The following is a 20230-nucleotide window of genomic DNA, read 5'->3' on the forward strand; positions in this document are numbered from 1 at the left end:
GGACGTTCGGTATGTTCCGGAAAAAAAGAACTAATCGGAGGGTTGCATCTGCTCTGTTACTTTGCCGAATCTCCGTTCCCGCTGCTGATAATCCCGGATGGCCAATAAAAACTCATGTTTACGGAAATCCGGCCAGAGAGCCTGGGTGATATAAATCTCGGTGTAGGCGATCTGCCAGAGTAAAAAATTACTGATGCGGAATTCTCCACTGGTACGAATCAATAAATCAGGATCACCGATGGCTACGGTCTGCATGTATTGGGAAAACAAATCCTGATCAATATCTTTAGGATCGATTTTTTCCTCACGCACGGATTCACAGATCTTTCGGACGGCAGAGACAACCTCCTGTCGTCCGCTATAGCTGAGTGCAAGATTAAGTATCAAGCCGGTATTATTCGACAGATCTTTGATGGCTTTGCGAAAAGCCATCCGTTGAGCAGTCGGAAGTGAATCAAAATCACCGATAGTCATGAGCCGCACATTTTGCCGCTTCAATTCGGGTATTTCATTATTGATTGTTTTCAAAAGCAAACTCATCAGCGCAGAGACTTCAGAAGCCGGTCTTTTCCAGTTTTCCGAGGAAAACGTGTAAAGCGTAACAGCCTTGATACCGAGTTCTCCGGCTGTTTCCACCACAGAACGCACAGACTCTATTCCTTCCCGGTGACCCGAGGTTCGAGGCAGATTCTTTTGCTTTGCCCAACGCCCATTCCCGTCCATAATAATAGCGACGTGCCCGGGCAGATTTCCATGTTCTTTAACAGATTTTAATAATACGGCAGTATCCATTTCGGGCACAATTATTCCTTTTTAGCTTTAACGCAGACACATGGGGTTCAGTTTCAATGAATCATGATTCGGGCTGCAACCGCAAATGAGTCCAGTAGAATCAAAAATGCGGTACCGTGTTACGTACCGCATGATTGATCATTTCCAGGATAAAAAAAGGCGCCCCGTTAATAACGGGGCGTTGTACTAATTTTCAAGTTCTTCGGATCTTTCAAAAGCCTCTTCAGCTTTTTCACGCTCACCGGTTTGACCGTAAACAATTCCCAAATTATATAAAAGAGAAGAATCGAGAGTGATATCATCATCACTTTCAGCAATTTCGACTGCTTTTTCGAGATACGGAATAGCTTTGCCGTACAGAGTCCTGAGCTGTTTTACTTCTTCCTCTGTGACCTCTTTGCCTTCATCTTCTTTCTTGACCAGCTCTTTTTGGTAATCCTGGGCAATCTGCAGCAATGCCTGTCCCACACTGATATTGGCTTCGTAATCTTTGGGATTTTGTTCCAACAAATTATTGAACAAATCTAATGCTTTGTCCATTTCATCGTTTACCAGATAAAGCCGTCCCAGGTTGAACAGAATATCCTGATCACCGGGGTTTTTTTCAAGCGCTTTTTCATAGGTTTCTTTGGCTTTTTCGGTTTCCCCGAGCAAATCATAGGCCAGGCCGAGATTGACGATGGCGTCTTTATTATCAGGATCCAGCTCGAGGGCCTTTTTCATCAGACCAACGACAGGTTCAAATTCTTCAAGGCCGAGATGAGTTCGCGCCAGTGCGATATAGCCGTCAACACTGTCAGGCTGGGTTTCAATATATCTTTTAAATGCATCTTTGGCTTTTTCATAATCTTCCTGACGGCTGTAGCTGATGCCGAGTGTTCTATAGGTTTCCGGTCTTTCAGGATTAATCAGGGCTGCTGTTTCAAACATGGTGATTGCGGAATCAACTTTATTGTCGTTCAGCTTGGTGACTGCAGTATTGAAAAGCTGTACCCAGCTCTGATCGCGCACCACCTGTATATCTTGATCATATTCATCAGAGAGGGAATCGGCGGCGTCAAACTGTTCCACCATCTTTTTCCATTGATTATCTTTAGCATATGCATGTCCGAGGAGGTAACGCGCCTCGGCATTTTCCGGATATTGTTCAACAGCTTTTTCAAGTTGTTCGGTTGCCTTTTCCCAATTATCTTGCTGGATATAAACCTTGGCGGACGTCACTTCTTTTATCTGACATGCTGTAAAAAGAACCGCAAGGCTTAATAGCATCACGACAAAAGGCATTGCATATCTCAGCTTCATTCTTTTTTCTCCTGTTTAAAAAAATATTTAACGATTATATCATATCAATATACAATATGAACATTAATTTATCAAGTGTTATTTTACCGCTTCCATCCATTCGGAAAGCTTTGCAGTGTCCGGATTTTTTATTATCCCTTGTTCAGTCACAATGGCGGAAATATTGGCGGCCGGCGTTACATCAAACGCCGGATTGTAGACTTTAACGTCCCGCGGTGCGGCAAAAGTTCCCATAAACCCCCGGACTTCATCAGGATGCCGCTCTTCAATTGGTATCTCGTCACCGGTGACCAAATCAAAATCAAATGTGGACAAGGGCGCTGCGACAATAAACGGAATTCCATGTTCTTTGGCAAGAACCGACAATCCATAGGTGCCGATCTTGTTCGCTGCATCGCCGTTCGCAGCAATGCGGTCCGCGCCAACCACGACACAGTTTACCAATTCTTTTTTCATCACATATCCGGCCATGCTGTCACAAATGAGACGGACATCAATTTCGTCCTCCATAAGCTCAAATGCCGTCAGCCGGGCTCCCTGAAGCAGCGGGCAGAGTCTCACCCGCATACACATTGACCTGTTTGCCTTTTTCAACAGCAGATCGAATGACACCGAGTGCGGTTCCGTATCCGCCGGTCGCCAGGGCGCCGGCATTGCAGTGCGTCAGCACACTGGCCCGGATCGGCAACAAATCCGCTCCATAGGCGCCAATTTTTTTACAGCGTTCAATATCATCCCTGAGAATATAATCTGCTTTGCGCAACAGGGCTTGCTTGACTTCCAGTATAGGTTTGTCCAGATGTTTTGACAACGTTTTGCGCATCGCTTCCAGCGCCCAATACAGATTTTTTGCGGTGGGCCGGGATTTTTTTAAAGCTTCTATCACATCATTGGCCCGGGTTAAAAACGCAGTGCGATCGCTGTCATCGGCGCGCCACACGCCGAGCACCACGCCGTAAGCCGCTGCAATGCCGATCGCCGGCGCTCCGCGGACAGACATGTTCTTTATCGCGCTGATCACTCCGTGGTGATCCGATATTTCCAGGACAACAAACTCTTCCGGCAACTTTGTTTGATCCAGAATACGCAGTTTGCCGTCCACCCATTCAACGGTTTTTAAATCTTCCATGTTCCTCCTGTTGTTTATCTTAAATTTTCTTCTATTCTGTCAATCGTCTTACGTTGAGCGCCGGCATGCTGCTGAACAAATTTCCGCGCTTTGCGTCCGGCTTGCCGGACCTGGCTAATATTCGTGATCAGAGCTTTCAGCTCGGCTTTCATGTGCTCCCCCTGGGTGATCATCCGGGCGCCGCCAAAATCAATCAAAGCCTGCGGTTCCGGTGAATTGGTATGCCGGGGGCCAAACAACACAAAACTCGCGTGTGCGGCCGGCTCCAGAACATTATGTATGCCCGGCCCGAATGCGCCACCGACATATGCCATTTGGCCGAATGCATACAAATTCGCCAAAAGCCCGATACGGTCTATAATCAAAACCTGAATCACATCCGGCGCATTGTCCGGAGCGGACAATTTACGGGCTTTGATATTCTGACGGGAAAACCGGTGCAAAAGCTCATCAATATGCTGCGGATTGATCTCATGTGGAGCGATGATACAGCTAAATTGCTTTTCGCGTCGACACACATCTATCACAGCCTGCAATATGATTTTTTCATCTGAAGGCCAGGTGCTGCCGGCCACCAACGTCGTGTCGTAACGAAAATCAGTTACAGCACGAATACTCTCAACCGCAGACTTTATGTTTGCGCGTTCCAGAACGCGGTCATAGCGTGTGTCACCGCAGGCCTGCAGCCGGGGGAGTCCGGGATAAAGGTCTGCAAACCGGGCTGTTTGTTCGTCATTCACCGTGCAGATTTCAGTAAAGAGTTTATAAACGGGGCGCATAAAAACCGCATTGCGGCGCGCTTCTTTCAGGCGTTCATCGCTTATACTGGCGTCAATTAAAAAAGACGGAATTCCACGTTTGGATAATTCCAGCAAATGATTGGGCCAGACATCATGCCGTACAACAACGGCTGCATCCGGATTAATCATCGACACAAACCGCCGCGCATTGCGGCGTGAATCAAAAGGCAGGTAGCATTTGTGAATGCAAACTTGATCAACCTCTGCGTGTTTATAGCCGGAAGGGGAAAAAAAAGAAAACACCACAATCGATTGCGGATACCGGTCCAGGAACTCCTGAGCAACAGGTCTTCCTGTTCGTACTCTCCCATGGAGGAGACATGAATCCACAAACAGAGATTCTTTTGCGATCTTTTCTCTTGTAAATCAGACAATTCCGCCCATAAATTTCTGCGTCCGCGCAGCCCCTGCCGGATTTTATCATTAAAAAGTCCCGCTATATGAAACCCGATATACAGGAGCGGGACGAGAAAAACATTGTAAAGCAGGAATGTCATTCAGAGTTTGTATCTAAGGTAAGGGGTTATTGAATATGTTCAGAGTATTATAGTCTTTTCCAATTATGATTTGAACATCGGCTTCACTGTCTTCAGTCAGCCGGTAGACATCATCTTTGGGGATACCAATCCGATTTCTCAGTTCCTCCACATCCTGCGGTCGGTCTGCGAGGTCGACAATCAACGTGTTTTGATAGCCAAAATGATCAGCATTGGCGGGTTCTAAAAGCGTATAGTTAAAATAGCGCAACTGTTTTGCCAATTCATTTGCAAGTCCGGTTTCACCGCATCCGTTCAGAACCTGGACTTTCAGCGGTTCCATATCCGGATTCTGTATAGTTCCGGTCGGCACAGTCCCGCTCGTAAAAATGTTATTAAGACCCGAGATAATCAAAATCAGATTGAAAAACACCAATCCATATATAGCAAACGTTACATTCCTGTTGGTCGCTTTTTTGGAAGCTTTTGAACGCCGTTTTCGATTGGTTGGTTTTCGTTTGTTTGTTTTTTTAGCCAACATTACTCCTTTTCGTTTCAATAACCAAAATAATAGGGAGTCAATGTATTATAAGGTCTTTGTCTGAATTCAAAATGGATGCTTGTTCGATCCGTGGGTTGATAATGCAGTGCAGCTCCGGCTACAAACGGACCATTTTGCAATATCGGATTTTGATTGCCGTTGTTAAACGGCTGATGCGCCATACCCAGTTGAACGGAAAGGGTTAACGGCATTGAAAATTCATAGGACAGCGTATTCAAATATAGACCCTGTGTAAATCCTTGATTGCCGAATGTGGTATAGCTCATGCTATAGGATTGCTGCATATGAAAACGCGCCGGATCTAAACCCAGAATACCGATAACACTTTTAGGTTGCGTATCCTGAAACAGCTGCTGCAGAAACCCATTATTCACATCTGACTTGAACTGCGCGCCTGCGGACAGGGGCAGTAAGAGACAAATCAGGAAAAGCGCCGTTCGTTTCATTTTAATCACCTCACCCATTACACTCTTGAAAATAAGAAAAAAAACAACATTGTCAACACCTTTTTCTAAAAAGCAGCAGAGAGTGTGAATCTGTTTATGCTGCCCAGCTCTCCTAATGTTGTAAACGCATAATCGACCCGCAACCATTCCCACAAAAATCCCAAATCCGGCCGAAGCGCCTGCAAATGTATCCTGTTCCGAGTCTACAGCAAGATATTTGCCGAACGAATCATAGCCCAAGCGTAAAAACAGCTGCGGTGACAGCGTAAATTCTCCTCCAAGCGACCAGTTCCAGTCTTCATCATTGTATTTATACGCATTGAACCCGATCAAAAGCGGTAAATGCGCCAGTCGTTTCGAAAAGCCTGCGCGCATCTGCATGGGCAATGGATGCATCTCGTCGACAAAAGCGGAGAGCATGGCGCCCACATTTGACATACCGGCAGCCAGGACCAGCATCTGAGACGGAATTTCGTACATCACGCCCCAGTCGAATGCGACCGCTGTGGCATTGTAATCTTTAATTCCTGAATAGATAAATTTCGCAGTGCCGCCCGCTGAAAAATTCGAAAACAGAGTTTTCGCATACGATCCGGCCAACGCCAGACTGTTTGCGGAAAAATCTCCTGTAGACTGACCGGTTACATCCCGGCCCTGCAGCGTTCCATAATTTTTGTACACAACCGAGAGTCCGGCTGTTCCCGGACCGACCTGCGGCTTGACGTATCCGATAAAGCCGCTGTTAAAGTCGACTAGATCATTCGTATACGTAAACGATGCGGATTGATTTTCAAAATCTGCGATTCCGGCCGGATTGTAAAAAAGCGCTGACACATCCGATGATACCGCTGAAAACGCGCCGGCCATCGCAGCAGGCCGCGCAGCAACTTGTGTTTTTAAAAACTGAAACCCGGAGGTTCCGACAGAACCGGCTGCATAAATTTGAGAAATGAAAAACAAACTGGCGAGTAGTACTGTCTTTTTCATAGCAGGCGCGTTCTCCATGTCAAGACAAAAGAGAGCCACCTGTCGGAGTTGAACCGACGACCTACTCATTACGAGTGAGTTGCTCTACCTCTGAGCTAAGGTGGCAAATAATCATTTAATTTAATGCATTTATCGATTATTTGCAAGAAAAAACTATTTGCTGTAACCAATATATGCCCGGCTTTTATTATCTAACCATGCTCCCGTTCTCAAGTTCCTGATTCCGTCAGTTTTTTTCCGGCACCTCGGGCAGGGAATGCTGAAAGGTCTCTCCGTAGATTTGCCAGATGGTGACAAACAAGGCAGCCACAATCGGACCGATGATAAACCCGGCCAGACCAAACATACTTAGACCGCCCAGTGTACTGAAAAATATCAGCAACTGGTGCATTTGCGTATCCCGCCCCACCAAAACAGGCCGGAGAAAGTTGTCCACCATCCCGATAATGAGTATCCCGAACGCCGTCAAACCGGCTGCCTGAAGCCATTTCCCGGATACTGCAAACAAAAGTGCGGCCGGGCCCCAGATTAATGCTGATCCCACCCCCGGAATGATCGACAAAACTGTCATACAGGTGGCCCAAAACAACACACTGTTCATCCCGGTGATGTAAAAGGCAAGTCCGCCCAGTCCGCCCTGAATCATGCCGATAACAAAGGTGCCTTTGATGGTGGCCCGGGTAACCGAGGTGAACCTGGCCAGCATCCGGTTTTCATCTTTACCGGGCAGCGGCAGATAATAAAGAATGGTGCGCAGCAGTTTTTCACCATCCAGCAGGAAAAAAAAGAGTGTATAAAGAAACACAAAAAACAAGAATATAAAGTTGACCGTGGACATGGTTGCGGCCGAAAGGCTGTTGATCATAAACGTGCTGACGGAATCAACAATTTGTCCGGCTTTTTGTACAATCTCTACCTGATAGGTCTGCAATGTCTGCTGAAAAGGCAAGCCTTTCAGAAGATTGTCAAACAGATCCGGAGAGTTCAGTCGTTCCTGAACCCAGGGTGCTACTGACTGACTTATTTTAATGGCCTGTGATGCAACGATTCCGAGCAATCCCAAAAGCGGCAGTAAAATAACCAGTAAAATCAAAAGCAGGGTCAGAGATGCAGACAGCGCTCTCCGCTGTCCCAATAACCGGTACAGTTTCGTATACATGGGACGCGCCATGCCGCTGAACACACCCGCCAGAAAAATAACCAACAGGAACTGACGGATCATGGCAAAAAACATGAAAGAAATCACCAGCAAAAGCATAAAGAGGGCTGCCTGCGCCAGGTAACGGGAATTCATAGATCAATCCTCATGCTTGACAGGGTACAAAGGCTGACCACAAGACGATTATAACCTTATAATAGGAAAAATTTTATACATTCACAAGTGTCCTGTCAGCGGCGAAAACGTATCAGTATAATACATTTCAAATCATCAGGATCAGCTATTGATTTATTTATCTAATTGATTTTATTGCTTTTGAATCACAAGCGAAATATTGGAACAGGCTTTGCTTTTACATAGTCAAAATCATTCATTACGCTCAACGGAGCCTTTTATGATCATCCGAGAAAAACCCTGCATCACCACCCTGTCTGAAGGAAATGACGGCCTGAGCGCGGCCTTGAGCTCGTGGATGTTTTCAATGTGCCTGGCGGGTCTTGGCTATCAAACCATACTCATCCAGACGGATACCTCACCGATACAGTTTGACCCTGATACAGGAATCCGACATCAACTGACCCAGCACCTGCATGCCACCTGCATGCCGACTCTGCAGACTCTGGTGCTGCCGATTGAAAACACCAGCAATCGGAACCAGCAGTTCGAATCCTTTATCCGTTCCATTCGCACCTTGCCGGCGGAATACATCATTATGGATTTGGGAACCGCAAAAACAGAATTTGATCATATTGCAATGGCCTTTGCTGATATCCCGGTTTATTTAATGACGGATGAACCCGCCTCCGTCATTAAAGCGTATCATCTGATTCGTTCGACGTTGTTGACGAAATTAAAGTTTTATATTGACGATACAGAGGTTTATCAACGCTTTCAGCAGTGCGGCGTGCTGAGGGACGGGCCTTTTTTGAATACACTTTCAAACTGCATGGAAAAACTAAAGGACATTGACCCCTGGATACACGATAAAATTCAAAAATGCAAGACTGATTTTTCTCCGCATACGGTTGTGCTCAACAACACTGTACAATATGATTACCAGCAGCTGCTGTGTTCTGCAGTTCAGGAATACCTGGACCTGTCATTGAACTGCTGGGGAAGCATGTGCGATAAAAGCCATTGGGGACAGCCGGCCAGAATGACATTCAATTCGAGCCTTGCCCGCTACAACTCCAAAGTGGTCTCAATGGTGATCCGCCATATACTGGCAGAGACCAGCGAATCTGTCAGTCATGGTCGGTATCATAAAGATACATTCCGGCACATTTTCACTCATGACAATACTGTAAAACACCATGAAATGATCTCATTAAACTGAAACTTCCTCCACATCCATACGGCAGGCCGGTCGCCGCCGGTCTGTCGCTTTACAGCATCATCGAAAATTCCGTACCTGTTCCTTTTTCGCTCTTGACACGCAATTTTCCGCCATGATCGCAGACAATTTTTTCCGACAGAAACAACCCAATCCCAGACCCCTCTTTTTTGGTTGTGAAATCCGGTTCAAAAATTCGCGCCATCATCGCTTCATCCATTCCGCAGCCCGTATCCCGAACCCGTATGCATACCCCGTTGGGTCCTGTCCCGCCCTTTTCAATCCGCACCGATACGGTGTCACCCGTTTGACTGGCTTCGAGAGCATTTTTGATCAGGTTATGCAGCGCGCGTCTCAATTGCTGTTCATCAACCTCGATTACAAACTCATCCTGCGCATCCATACGGATGTCAATTTCGTTTTGCTGATTCCGAAACAACTGCACAGAATCACGAACAATAGCTGAAACGGATTGGCGAGCGGGTTCCAGCAGCGGCATACGCGCAAATTGTGAAAATTCCGTGGTGATCTTGCGGATGCATGCAATCTCTTCCTTTATAATTCTGAGGGCTTCCGCCACATCCGAGTTGAGCGACTTTTCTTCAGACAGACTGGATTCCAGCCGGTACAAGGATATCTCTATGGGGGTGAGAGGATTTTTAATCTCATGCGAGACCTGCCGCGCGATTTCACGCCAGGCAGTCGCGCGCTCCATTCGTTTTAACTGCTTGCGGTATTCCTGCAGTTCATCCGCCATGCTGTTAAAGGTAGATACCAGAAAGGCCATTTCTCCTTTCGCTTTGATATGCACACGATGAGAGAGCCGGCCTTGTGCAATCAGCTTCATGCCTTTGGAGAGTTTTCGAATGGGTTCACTCACCCCTGAAGCAATCCAGCGCGACAACGCCAGGGACAGACTTGAGAGCAACAGAACAAAAACAACCAGGACAATGCCGATTATGCGTTCCTCAATAAACGTCTGATGCAAAAAGCTCAGGGCGGAAAACTGGCGGTGCGCCGTAGAGATGTCCTGCACCACACCGGATATCTCCTCCGGTATCCGGTATCCTGTAAAGGCAATGCTGCTGTCCGGCAGCACATAATAGCTTTCAAAAAACGACACTGTATCAATTTTTTCGATGTGACCGTATGCCAGTCGATCCTTAAAATCAGTCGATATTGAAAAGTGTCCGGGCACATCCTCATCGTCATGCACGGATTCAAATTCACTCAGATACACTGAATCCTGTTGTATTTCAACAATTCCGAAATAATCCAGATCAAAAGCTCGCAGCGTGGCCGGCAACACGCGCGTGTTTGTCATTTCTCTCAAAATACGCTGACCGCGTTCGTTCAGCTGCGATCGGATCACATTCAGGGAGCTGACAAGCGCACGTTCCACCCGGGGAAGTGTTAATATTTCCGTACTCTTGCTTAGAAACCGGCTGGCCAGCCAAGTCAGGGGCAGAACAGGAACAATGATCAGAATGAAAAACAAAACCGCCAGTCGCGCCTGAAATATCGAACGCTTGCGGATTCGAAACCACATCCACAAGGCCGGCGCCACCACCAGTCCCCCTGCAAGTAAGAGCCAGGTTTCGACATTCAATGCAGCGTCCTCACTCTACCCTCCCATTCGTTTTCGTTTGATAAAATACTGCAACAGTGCGTGATCGAAGGGCTGTTGGGTGTCCATCAGCACATAGTCGATACGGTTCGCCAGACATTTTGTTTTGTAGGTTTCTATAAACTCCCGCACCTTTTTCTGATAATCATTCCGGATATGCCACGGCTGGGTGGGCAGGCTCTCACCGGTTTCCATGTCCTGGAACACGCCGTCCTGATCAAAGTCAAACGAGCGTTCCAGGGGATCGAGAATGTGGAACACAATAACCTCATGCTTGTTGTGGCGAAAATGTTTGAGTCCGGCCAATACTTTGTCAGGGTCATCCAGAAGATCGGAAAACAGCAGAATCAAACCCCGCCGCCGTATCCGGTCCGCAAGCAGCATGCAATGTCTCGGCGATATTGGTTTCCGCACCGGTCTCTATCTCTCCCATTTCCTGCAGCAAGATATTCAGAAATGAAGGCACAGACCGGGGCGGCAGGTATCGTTTGCAGTGTTTCATCAAATGTTACCATTCCTACCGCATCCCGCTGTTTGATCATCAAATAGGCAAGAGCGGCCGCCAGATAGCGGCTGTATTCGAATTTTGTGATGGTATGAGATGTATAATTCATGGATGCCGAGGTATCCAGCAGAATCATACTCTTGAGATTCGTCTCTTCCTCGAATTGCTTGACATAATACCGGTCGGTTTTGGCATACACTTTCCAGTCAATATGGCGCGTGTCATCGCCGGCCATGTAAGGCCGATGTTCTGCAAATTCAACGCTGAATCCGTGATAAGGACTACGGTGCAGACCTGTGATAAACCCTTCCACCACCAGCCGGGCGATCAGGTTCAGATTGGACAACCGGGATACAGCTTCCGGTTTCAGGATATCTTTGTATTTGCTGTTGGAATTCGCCATATCTCAGGAGCCGTCAATTAATTTTGTAATAATCTGTGTGGAATCGATGCCTTCAGCTTCCGCATTAAAATTGATCACAATTCTGTGACGGAGCACCGGCCGGGATACGGCGTTCACATCCTCAATATCAGGTGTGGTGCGCCCATGCAGAATAGCCCGGGTTTTTGCGCCCAGGATCAAATACTGTGACGCCCTCGGTCCGGCGCCCCAGTTGATCCAGTCACGGACAAAATCCGGCGCTTTGGTGTCCGAGGGACGAGTACGCCGCACCAGCGCCACAGCATACTCAATGACCGCGTCAGCAACCGGGACACGGCGGACCAGATTCTGAAGGGCAATAATCTCATCGGCGTGCAGAACCGGCTGCAAGTCCGCTTTGAGTTCACTGGTGGTCAGACGCACAATCTCCCGCTCTTCAATCTCTGACGGATAATCCACCCAGAGATTGAACATAAACCGGTCAAGCTGCGCTTCCGGAAGCGGATAGGTACCTTCCTGCTCAATTGGATTCTGGGTCGCCAGCACAAAAAACGGTTCTGTCAGCTGGAATGTTTCACCGGCTGCACTGACCTCGTGTTCCTGCATCGCCTGCAGCAGTGCGGACTGGGTTTTAGGCGGAGTCCGGTTGATCTCATCCGCCAGCACAATATTCGCAAACACCGGACCGCGCACAAATTTAAAGGCTTTTTTACCGGTGGACTTGTCTTCTTCAATCACTTCCGTTCCCGTAATATCCGAGGGCATCAGGTCCGGTGTGAACTGGATGCGGCTAAAACTCAAATCCAGAACCCGGGAAACCGTGCTGATTAACAATGTTTTTGCCAGGCCGGGCACACCGACCAGCAGACAGTGGCCGCGTGACAGCAGCGCGATCAAAAGTTCGTTCACTATCTGACGCTGTCCCACAATAACCTTGTCTATTTGTTCAACAATCGTCTGATGAGCCTGTTGGAGCTGTTCCACATTCCGGACATCATCGCGTGTCTTATCAATCATAACTCCTCCTCATATTCATTTCAGAACAAGAAATTAGACATTTTTATCCGCAAAGTCAACAAGTGCTCACATTGGAATTTGATTGTATTGAAAATATTTGTATCTTTTCATCTATGAATGAAAGAACAGACATAAAATCCAAACAACACCTCATCGGTATGACCCGGTCGGAACTGGAGCAGTTTGTCCTGTCGCTCGGGGAAAAAAAGTTTCGCGGCCGGCAGATTTACCAATGGATTTACCAAAAAGATGCCCGCTCTTTTGACGCAATGACCGATCTTTCCACGAACTTTCGAGACACGCTCCCGGCATTAGCGGAAATCGGGCATTTGACCTGCCTGGAAACGCGCGGTACAGAGGAAACCGGGTCGGTAAAATATTTATTCAGACTGTCTGACGGAGAATGTGTGGAGAGCGTTCTGATTCCTGATGAAAACCGGCGCACTTTGTGTGTTTCCGCGCAGATCGGCTGCGCCCTCAACTGCCGGTTTTGCGCCACCGCAAAAATCGGATTCCACCGCAACCTGACGTCCGGCGAAATCGTGGACCAACTCTTGTACATAAAACACGCGACCGGCAAACCGATAACCAATGTCGTGTATATGGGAATGGGAGAACCGTTTCAGAATTACACAGCCGTCATAAAAGCCGCAGATCTAATGTCCGACCCGCAGGGTATGGCAACGAGTCCGCGCCGGATTGTCATTTCCACAGCCGGAATTGCAGACAAAATCATTCAATTCACAGATGAAGGCCAAAAGTACAGGCTGGCCCTGTCATTAAACTCGCCGTTTCAGGATGAGAGACGTGAACTCATGCCGGTCACACGCCAATGGAATCTGGATGAACTGCTGCAGGCGGCCCGATATTACACCCGGATATCCGGCAACAAACTAACGTTCGAGTATGTACTGTTTGCAGAACTCAATGATACCCGAAAGCATGCCCTTGCATTGAAAGACATTTTAAAATCCGTAAACAGCAAGCTGAATCTGATCCCCTACAACGCCGTGGACGATCAATTCAAGCGTCCGGGGCCGGAAAAAGTAGATCAATTTGTCCAATGGCTGCTGCCGCTCAAAGCGGGACTGTCTGTACGCTGGAGCCGGGGCACGGATATCAAGGCAGCCTGCGGTCAGCTTGCCGGTGAGGAGAATCAACGGAAAATCCAATCAGGGAGGTAAAACAGATGCAACGCAAACCGGTAATCGGTGTAATGGGCGGTTCCACCGTCAGCTCCAAAGTAACCCGGGAAGCTTATGAACTGGGACAACAAATTGCGAAAAACGGCTGGGTACTGTTAAACGGAGGACGCGACGCCGGCGTGATGCGCGCTTCGGCGGAAGGCGCCAAGAGTAAAAACGGACTCACTCTGGGGATATTAATGGGAGCATCCAAACACCAGGCCAATCCCTATATCGACATTCCGATTTGTACCAATATGGGAGATGCTCGCAATGTCATCAATGTCCTGAGCAGCGATATCATCGTTGCCTGTCCCGGTTCCGCCGGAACATTATCGGAAATTGCACTGGCGCTGAAAAACAATAAAACCGTAATTTCCCTGCACACACCGGTTCCATCGGTGATCGAAGAATATGAATCCGCCGGTCAATTTATACTCGTCCATTCGGTTTCAGAGTGCATCGAAGAAATTGAAGCGTGGCTGAACGAGTCGCAGTTAAAAATCTGAACGCCGTTCCAGTTCTTCCAGTTTGCGGTCTATGGCATCCAGGGCATTTTTTAGCTGCCGATCATTTTTCAGCAATTCAGAATATTTCCGGTCAATACTCTGTTCATAATTTTTAAATTCTTTGCGCAAATGATCCACTGTTTCACAAATATGTTCGTGACGTTTTTCAATCACCGATAAACGAGTATTGATCCATTCATCTCTTGTTTCAAACTGCTTCTGAATTCGCATCAAGAGTGCGGTACTGTTTACACTATCATGCGAGACCGAATAAATATCATTTTTGATTGAATCAATGGATGCGGAATGCTTTTGCAATTGTTCGAGACAATTGTTTACACTGTCCGCCAGCCTCTTTTGTGACTCTTTAAGAGAGCCCATCCGGTTTTGTAGCGGCTTGCTGATGCGCTGATGCGAAATTAACGTGCTGATGACGATCGCCAAAAGCACACTGACAACCACGGTAAATCCGGTGCGCAAACCCTGATGAGGTATTCGTGGCGCTTTTGATTTGTTCTGGTTCATTCTCTCAATCCTCGCGAATTCATTTTCCGGTTTACAATAGATTATCAAATGAATGGCAAAGAATCAACCTTTTTTTTAAAGATAGGATGTTTTTTTCGGGGATAAAAAAACTGCTGCGTTTTGGGAAAATTATAGAAACGCAGCAGTTGTAATCCGAGCGATCGGATTTGCAGAAAGGAACATCGGAGTTTTACTCATCATGTTTCAACGCAGCAGCGTTAATGTGCGCATGATCTTTTTGGGACCAAAAGAAAGCACACAAATATAGACACCACTCTCCACCAGCTGTTGCGCTGTATCTCTGCCGTTCCAGTAAAGCGAATAATCTCCTTTTTCAAGATTTTTGGATAAAACATTACAAACCCTGGTTCCTTGCGGAGTAAATATATCAATCGTGACAATTCCCGGATCGTGCACAACCAATTTCAATTCCTGTTGGGGTGAAAAGGGCATCGAACGAGTTCTAAAATCCACTTCGATCAGATCGGTTGTATCCAGATCCGATACATTTCGTATCATGCTGTTCGCACGCGTCAAGGGCGCAACAAGAAAAACAGCAATTAGGATGTGATAATAAATCGTTTTCAATTCTGCCTCCAGTTTTGAACATCTGACAGACCCATATACAAATACAGTGCCACATCCGATATTAAAAAAATAAAATACATATTATTCTTTGAAACTGTTATAATTTGTTTTTAATGAATTTACGAAATAGACCACAAAACCATTCCGTTACAGAAACGAGTCGGCAGTTTGTATTGCGTTTCTCACTGTTTCGTTGTTAAACAATATAGAAAAAGCGGACAGTTTTTTCTCGGAGAAATTCCTGCATCAAGGCCCCTGTCTTGATGCAGGTCATAGTATTCATTATTTTAATATAGCTGTTAACGTTTTTTCACAATTGAGCACAGCGGATACCGGACATCCGTCCTTGGCCTGATTGGCGACCGTTTGAAACGTATCGTTATCAATATCCGGAATTTGCGCTTCAAGGCTTAGATGCGATCCGGTTATTTCAAATCCTTCACCTTTTTTATCAAGGGTCAGCGTGGCCTCGACATGCAGGGATTCTGTCGTGAAATCCTGTTCAGCCAGCATGGCACTGAGCGCCATGGCAAAGCACCCGGCATGCGCCGCCGCGATCAATTCTTCCGGATTGGTGCCCTGTTTGCCTTCTTTGTCTTCAAACCGTGACTTGAACGAATAAGCCTGATCCTGCAGGACTTTACTCTGAGTGGACAATACACCGGAACCCTGGGGACCTTTACCTTTCCAAACGGCTTTTGCGGTTCGTTTCATATTTTGACTCCTTTCTTGTTTTACAATAACACTGTAATCTCTACAACAGAAAAAGAATAAAAAATCTTTCAAAATAATCTTGCGGTCAATTCGGAAAACCTGTATCTTAAAATATGTTTCAAACTATTAAATCCATATGGTCACCGGATGATTTTCACGAGACATCAAAAGCCCCTTATTTTGAAGGCTGGTTCTATCGATTTACAGATGCAGCTCGCCGAAACACTCTGGCCGTCATTCCCGGCTTTTATCGCTCACCCGAATCCCGGGAACACGCTTTTATTATGATCCTGAACGGCCGTACCCGTCAAACAGCGTACAAAAAATTTCCGGCAGATCAATTCAGGGCATCTGGTAAATCACATCACATCGCTATCGGGAACAATATTTTCAGTCATGACAAAGTACATCTCGAATTAGATGTTCTAAGCGGCGCCCTGAATTTCTCCGCGCTGACCCCCTGGCCTATAACCGCCCTCTCCCCCGGCGCTATGGGCGTATACGCTTTTATTCCGTTCATGCAGTGTTACCACGCCGTGCTCTCGTTTTCACACACTCTGCAAGGCTCACTGAAAACCAATGGACAACTGGTCAATTTTGACAACGGTCTGGGATATACTGAAAAAGACTGGGGCTCCGGATTTCCGCGCGCCTATATCTGGGTTCAATGTCAGCATTTTCAGTCCGGGGATTGTTCGCTTATGGTGTCCATCGCGCATATCCCCTGGCTGAAACGCTATTTTCCGGGTTTTCTGGCCGCTTTGAGACATGGAAACCGGTTCTATGCGTTCACAACGTATAATGGAGCCAACCTGATAAAATGTCGGGGCGGCAAAAAGCAGATAGAATTTTCCATTCAGAAACACGACTATGAACTGGAGGTGCATGCCCGGCGCAGCGACGGCGGTCTTTTGCATGCTCCGGTCCGGGGACAGATGCGTCCCGCCGTCGAAGAAAGCCTGACCTCGTCCGTTTCATTAGAACTGCGGCGCAACAATAAAGCACTATTGCAAACAAGGGGAGAATTGGCAGGACTGGATGTATACGGAGATGTATCCTGCCTTTTCAAGTCATAAAACAGGGTGCAAGCTTATCCGATCCCCGATTGAGCGCAGTCCGACTATCTCAGCAGCTTGACCAGCTCTCCGCTGCTTACCGTGTCATTTAGAACCATTCCATTCAGCAGAGCAAGTTTTTCCTGCTCATCAGCAGGCACATTCCAGCGCGTCAAAACCTCGGATAATTTTGCGGTCTGGTTCACCTGCTGAATTTTGATAGATTGAGGTTTGACATCCAGTTTTTCAGGATCAGTTAGCCGATCAAAACTCACCATACTGTTTTCAAATTTAGATTGGTAAGATGAAAACAACGACCGACGTGTTATACCATGAAACACAAAGACTTGATTGTCCTTGCTGATATACATGGAAGATACCCGCAGGGTATCATTCTGTGACGGCACATCAATCAAAGATTTTCTTGCATCGAAATTATTGACGCGAACCGTTTCCGAGGTCACCAGCAATCCATCGGTCTGACGCATAAAAGCACTTTGAGCCGCCGCCGGCGATCTTTCCGAACTGACACCGAACAGGATATAGGCATCTTTTTCATCTGATGTGACCTGTACCTGGCGATTGCCGTTAATCACATTCCAGTTCCGGGGTACGGGAAAGGTGAACGACAAATCCGGATGATAAAATGTATTGCCCTGTACATATCCCTGGCGCGGATCATTGCCAAAGGGGATGCCGTTAATATGCTGCAAATAGGCTTTGCGGTTGAGGACAAACGTTTGCGACGGTGAATTTGCCTGTATCTCCCGGGCCTGGCGGCGCACCGTTTCCTGGCGGTCCTCCGGGTTTGGATGCGTAGAAAACCATTGCGGCAGCACACCCTGTGTTTCAGGCTGGGTCCGTTCCAAAACCCGGAAAAAATCAGCAATCGCAGTGCCATCGTATCCCATGCGGCTGGCATAGCGGACGCCGAGATCATCGGCCTGGCGCTCATCGTCGCGGGAAAACTTTAAAAACATCATCTGAACCCCCATCATGGCCACAGGCGCCCATTCGGCAAATTCTTCGGAAAACATGCTTCCCAGGTTCAAACCGACCTGAGCCAGCACCTGCTTGCTGTATTTTGCGGCCGAATGCCGGGCGCTGATATGTCCCAGTTCATGCCCCAGCACTCCGGCCATTTCAGCTTCATTGTTGAAATAAGCCAGAATCCCGCGCGTAAAATAGACATAACCGCCGGGGACAGCAAACGCGTTCATCACCGGGCTATCGAGAATCTTAAAGGAATAGTTCAAATCCGGACGATGAGTTGAGCGGGCCATTTTCTGTCCGATATCGGAAATGTATTCAACAAGCTCGCGATCATCATACATCCCATATTGCTGAACAACCTGTTTATCTGTTTCTTTTCCGAGGGCCGCTTCCCCGGATTCACTGATGAGCATCAGCTCTCGTTGTCCGGTGACCGGATTAATAGCGCAATACAAAAAAAGAACGATCATGAGCACAACCGAAACAACCGACAACGTTCTCCAAAACAGTTTTGTATTCATACTGTCCTCTATTTTTTTCGTTGAATACGTCCTTTAACCTGTGAATTGATCTCAGGATGGTTTTTAATATGTTCGATAACCAGGTCAGACATCAAATAAGGTGTCTGCTGCATATTCTTGAACGAGTATCCGCCGCGCTCGGTGAGCTGTCCGTACAAATAATCGACTGTGGCGCAGGTATAGGTTTTCTCCGGATCAATCGGCTCTCCCTCGATTGTCGCTTTTAATAATCTTCCTTCACCTTCCACAATACGATAAGAATACCGGATTCCCGAGACCTGAGATATACCGTACTCGCGGGAAACAGCTGCCCGAATGTTTTCACGTATCAGGCTCAGCGCCTGTTCGCCGCTGCATTCAAATGTTATAACATAATTGGTAAAGGGCAGTATTTCCATAATATCCAGTTTAGTGACAGGACCCGCGGATAAATTTTTGCGTATACCGCCGCTGTTCAACAGGGCAAAATCCGCATCCGTATGCATCCTTATGACATCACACAAGTAATTTCCGATATTGGATTCAGTTCTGCTGCTGCGTTCCCAGTCCGTTAAAAGAGTGCCAATCGTTTTATTGTATTCGGCATCAATTTTTTTTCTAAAGGATTCCACTTTGGCTTGCAGTTCCTCATTCACTGTTTTAACGGAATCCACCCAGGTGGGGACCAGTTCATACGTGTAATCCGCTACTTTATCATCTACAACATCTACCGTCAGCCGGCCCAGGTACCGGGTTTTGGATCCGGCCTGAAGCAGTAAAATATTATTGCGCACTACCGGTTGGGTCAAGCGCGTATGCGAATGCCCGCCGATGACCACATCCGCATTGCGCAGCGAATCGGCCAGACTCAAATCCGGCTCTACCCCCTGATGGGTCAGGACCACAATCATATCGGTTTGCGCATCAATCTGATCAATAATGGTCTGAACCGACCGGGCCGGCGATCTCAGCTCCAGCCCCTCTAAATTTTTGATAGCAGCCACTCCGGCCAGATCCTTCAACAGGACACCAATCACCCCTACACGTACGCCGTTCATGCGATAAACGGCGTACGGCTTTGAAGCAAACAATTCGATCATTTTTATAGAGATTGCAGGCGAGCACATCAAAATCCGCAAGTTCAATCAGATTCCCGAGATTTTCCTGTCCCTCATCAAATTCATGATTTCCGATGGTCAACGCATCATATCCCATAAGATTCATCATGTGCACAAATGCGCCGTTTTTCGCGCCCTTGTATTCGATATTGGACAAGGGCGTGCCGGTGCAGATATCCCCGGCATCGAGGAGTAAAGAATTTGGATACAGGTTTTGCTGCCGGCGAATATGATAATCCAGCGCCACCAGTCCGCCGATCAGCGGCTTGGGTGATTTCTGGATCCAAACCGCCTGCATGGGCAGGTACTGTGCATGCATGTCATTGGTATGCAATAACGTGATGGTTTTTCCTGTTAAACTATTAGCAAACAATAACAAACTAAAAACGGTTAAAACTGTTTTTTTCGACACGGGTGAACTCCATTTACATATGATAATTTTAATTGTGTAACATAAATATAATAAATTTTATTTTGATTCTCGCAAAATAATTGCAAAATTCAGATTATCCTGATTAATTTATATA

Annotated in this window: 20 protein-coding genes, 1 tRNA gene and 1 pseudogene; 4 read left to right on the forward strand and 18 right to left on the reverse strand. The window is 47.0% G+C overall.

Translation table 11 applies throughout. The features are described from left to right. Positions 1-30: 30 nt before the first annotated feature. The 8 genes and pseudogenes from U5R06_16210 to U5R06_16245 all read right to left on the reverse strand — a co-directional run bounded on the left by U5R06_16210 (position 31) and on the right by U5R06_16245 (position 7788). Positions 31-792 (reverse strand): isoprenyl transferase, encoded by a 762-nt coding sequence (locus U5R06_16210; protein ID MDZ7724299.1) that lies wholly within the window; start codon positions 790-792, stop codon positions 31-33. 186 nt (positions 793-978) lie between these two features. After that, complete coding sequence (locus tag U5R06_16215; GenBank protein ID MDZ7724300.1) at positions 979-2094, reverse strand: tetratricopeptide repeat protein; 1116 nt, start codon at positions 2092-2094, stop codon at positions 979-981. Between the two features lie 78 nt (positions 2095-2172). After that, positions 2173-3223, reverse strand: a pseudogene (mtnA, locus tag U5R06_16220) (S-methyl-5-thioribose-1-phosphate isomerase). 14 nt (positions 3224-3237) lie between these two features. Beyond that, entirely contained in the window at positions 3238-4353 is a 1116-nt protein-coding gene (locus U5R06_16225) for a glycosyltransferase N-terminal domain-containing protein (GenBank protein ID MDZ7724301.1), read from the reverse strand. Between the two features lie 180 nt (positions 4354-4533). Continuing rightward, complete coding sequence (locus U5R06_16230; protein ID MDZ7724302.1) at positions 4534-5040, reverse strand: LytR C-terminal domain-containing protein; 507 nt, start codon at positions 5038-5040, stop codon at positions 4534-4536. A 14-nt stretch (positions 5041-5054) separates the two neighbouring features. After that, positions 5055-6494, reverse strand: a complete 1440-nt coding sequence (locus tag U5R06_16235) for a PorV/PorQ family protein (GenBank protein ID MDZ7724303.1) — start codon at positions 6492-6494, stop codon at positions 5055-5057. A 33-nt stretch (positions 6495-6527) separates the two neighbouring features. Further along, positions 6528-6599: transfer RNA gene (locus U5R06_16240), tRNA-Thr, on the reverse strand. Positions 6600-6720: 121 nt separating this feature from the next. Further along, positions 6721-7788 (reverse strand): AI-2E family transporter, encoded by a 1068-nt coding sequence (locus U5R06_16245; GenBank protein MDZ7724304.1) that lies wholly within the window; start codon positions 7786-7788, stop codon positions 6721-6723. Positions 7789-8047: 259 nt separating this feature from the next. Here U5R06_16245 and U5R06_16250 point away from each other — a divergent pair, with 259 nt between their 5' ends. Beyond that, on the forward strand, positions 8048-8989 hold the full coding sequence (locus U5R06_16250; protein ID MDZ7724305.1) for a hypothetical protein: 942 nt from the start codon (positions 8048-8050) through the stop codon (positions 8987-8989). Positions 8990-9038: 49 nt separating this feature from the next. On the opposite strand, the gene U5R06_16255 is transcribed toward U5R06_16250, so the two are convergent. The 4 genes from U5R06_16255 to U5R06_16270 are packed head-to-tail and all read right to left on the reverse strand — an operon-like array spanning position 9039 to position 12517. Beyond that, positions 9039-10595, reverse strand: a complete 1557-nt coding sequence (locus tag U5R06_16255) for an ATP-binding protein (protein MDZ7724306.1) — start codon at positions 10593-10595, stop codon at positions 9039-9041. 15 nt (positions 10596-10610) lie between these two features. Then, on the reverse strand, positions 10611-10964 hold the full coding sequence (locus U5R06_16260; protein MDZ7724307.1) for a hypothetical protein: 354 nt from the start codon (positions 10962-10964) through the stop codon (positions 10611-10613). Further along, complete coding sequence (locus U5R06_16265; GenBank protein MDZ7724308.1) at positions 10961-11521, reverse strand: DUF58 domain-containing protein; 561 nt, start codon at positions 11519-11521, stop codon at positions 10961-10963. The genes U5R06_16260 and U5R06_16265 overlap by 4 nt, the downstream gene beginning before the upstream one ends. Positions 11522-11524: 3 nt before the next feature. Next, positions 11525-12517, reverse strand: a complete 993-nt coding sequence (locus tag U5R06_16270) for a MoxR family ATPase (protein MDZ7724309.1) — start codon at positions 12515-12517, stop codon at positions 11525-11527. A 113-nt stretch (positions 12518-12630) separates the two neighbouring features. Between U5R06_16270 and rlmN the strand changes: the two genes are divergently transcribed. Next, entirely contained in the window at positions 12631-13701 is a 1071-nt protein-coding gene (gene rlmN, locus U5R06_16275) for a 23S rRNA (adenine(2503)-C(2))-methyltransferase RlmN (protein ID MDZ7724310.1), read from the forward strand. 5 nt (positions 13702-13706) lie between these two features. After that, a complete protein-coding gene (locus tag U5R06_16280) occupies positions 13707-14210 on the forward strand; it encodes a TIGR00725 family protein (protein MDZ7724311.1) in 504 nt (167 codons plus the stop codon). Here the strand turns inward: U5R06_16280 and U5R06_16285 are convergent. The 3 genes from U5R06_16285 to U5R06_16295 form a co-directional block, all read right to left on the reverse strand. Then, positions 14199-14735, reverse strand: a complete 537-nt coding sequence (locus U5R06_16285; protein ID MDZ7724312.1) for a hypothetical protein — start codon at positions 14733-14735, stop codon at positions 14199-14201. The two genes, U5R06_16280 and U5R06_16285, sit on opposite strands and share 12 nt — an antisense overlap. A 204-nt stretch (positions 14736-14939) precedes the next feature. Next, positions 14940-15323, reverse strand: a complete 384-nt coding sequence (locus U5R06_16290) for a hypothetical protein (GenBank protein MDZ7724313.1) — start codon at positions 15321-15323, stop codon at positions 14940-14942. Positions 15324-15605: 282 nt separating this feature from the next. Beyond that, complete coding sequence (locus U5R06_16295; protein ID MDZ7724314.1) at positions 15606-16037, reverse strand: OsmC family protein; 432 nt, start codon at positions 16035-16037, stop codon at positions 15606-15608. 113 nt (positions 16038-16150) lie between these two features. Here U5R06_16295 and U5R06_16300 point away from each other — a divergent pair, with 113 nt between their 5' ends. Further along, a complete protein-coding gene (locus U5R06_16300; GenBank protein ID MDZ7724315.1) occupies positions 16151-17113 on the forward strand; it encodes a tocopherol cyclase family protein in 963 nt (320 codons plus the stop codon). Between the two features lie 44 nt (positions 17114-17157). Here U5R06_16300 and U5R06_16305 read toward each other — a convergent pair whose 3' ends face one another. The 3 genes from U5R06_16305 to U5R06_16315 are packed head-to-tail and all read right to left on the reverse strand — an operon-like array spanning position 17158 to position 20115. Beyond that, positions 17158-18606 (reverse strand): M48 family metalloprotease, encoded by a 1449-nt coding sequence (locus tag U5R06_16305; GenBank protein MDZ7724316.1) that lies wholly within the window; start codon positions 18604-18606, stop codon positions 17158-17160. Positions 18607-18614: 8 nt separating this feature from the next. Beyond that, positions 18615-19589 (reverse strand): 5'-nucleotidase C-terminal domain-containing protein, encoded by a 975-nt coding sequence (locus U5R06_16310; protein MDZ7724317.1) that lies wholly within the window; start codon positions 19587-19589, stop codon positions 18615-18617. Beyond that, positions 19519-20115: a metallophosphoesterase gene (locus U5R06_16315; GenBank protein ID MDZ7724318.1), complete on the reverse strand. Its 597-nt coding sequence runs from the start codon at positions 20113-20115 to the stop codon at positions 19519-19521. The genes U5R06_16310 and U5R06_16315 overlap by 71 nt, the downstream gene beginning before the upstream one ends. Positions 20116-20230: the final 115 nt, after the last annotated feature.

The sequence above is a fragment of the candidate division KSB1 bacterium genome (assembly GCA_034521575.1).
GTDB lineage: Bacteria > Zhuqueibacterota > Zhuqueibacteria > Residuimicrobiales > Krinioviventaceae > JAXHMJ01.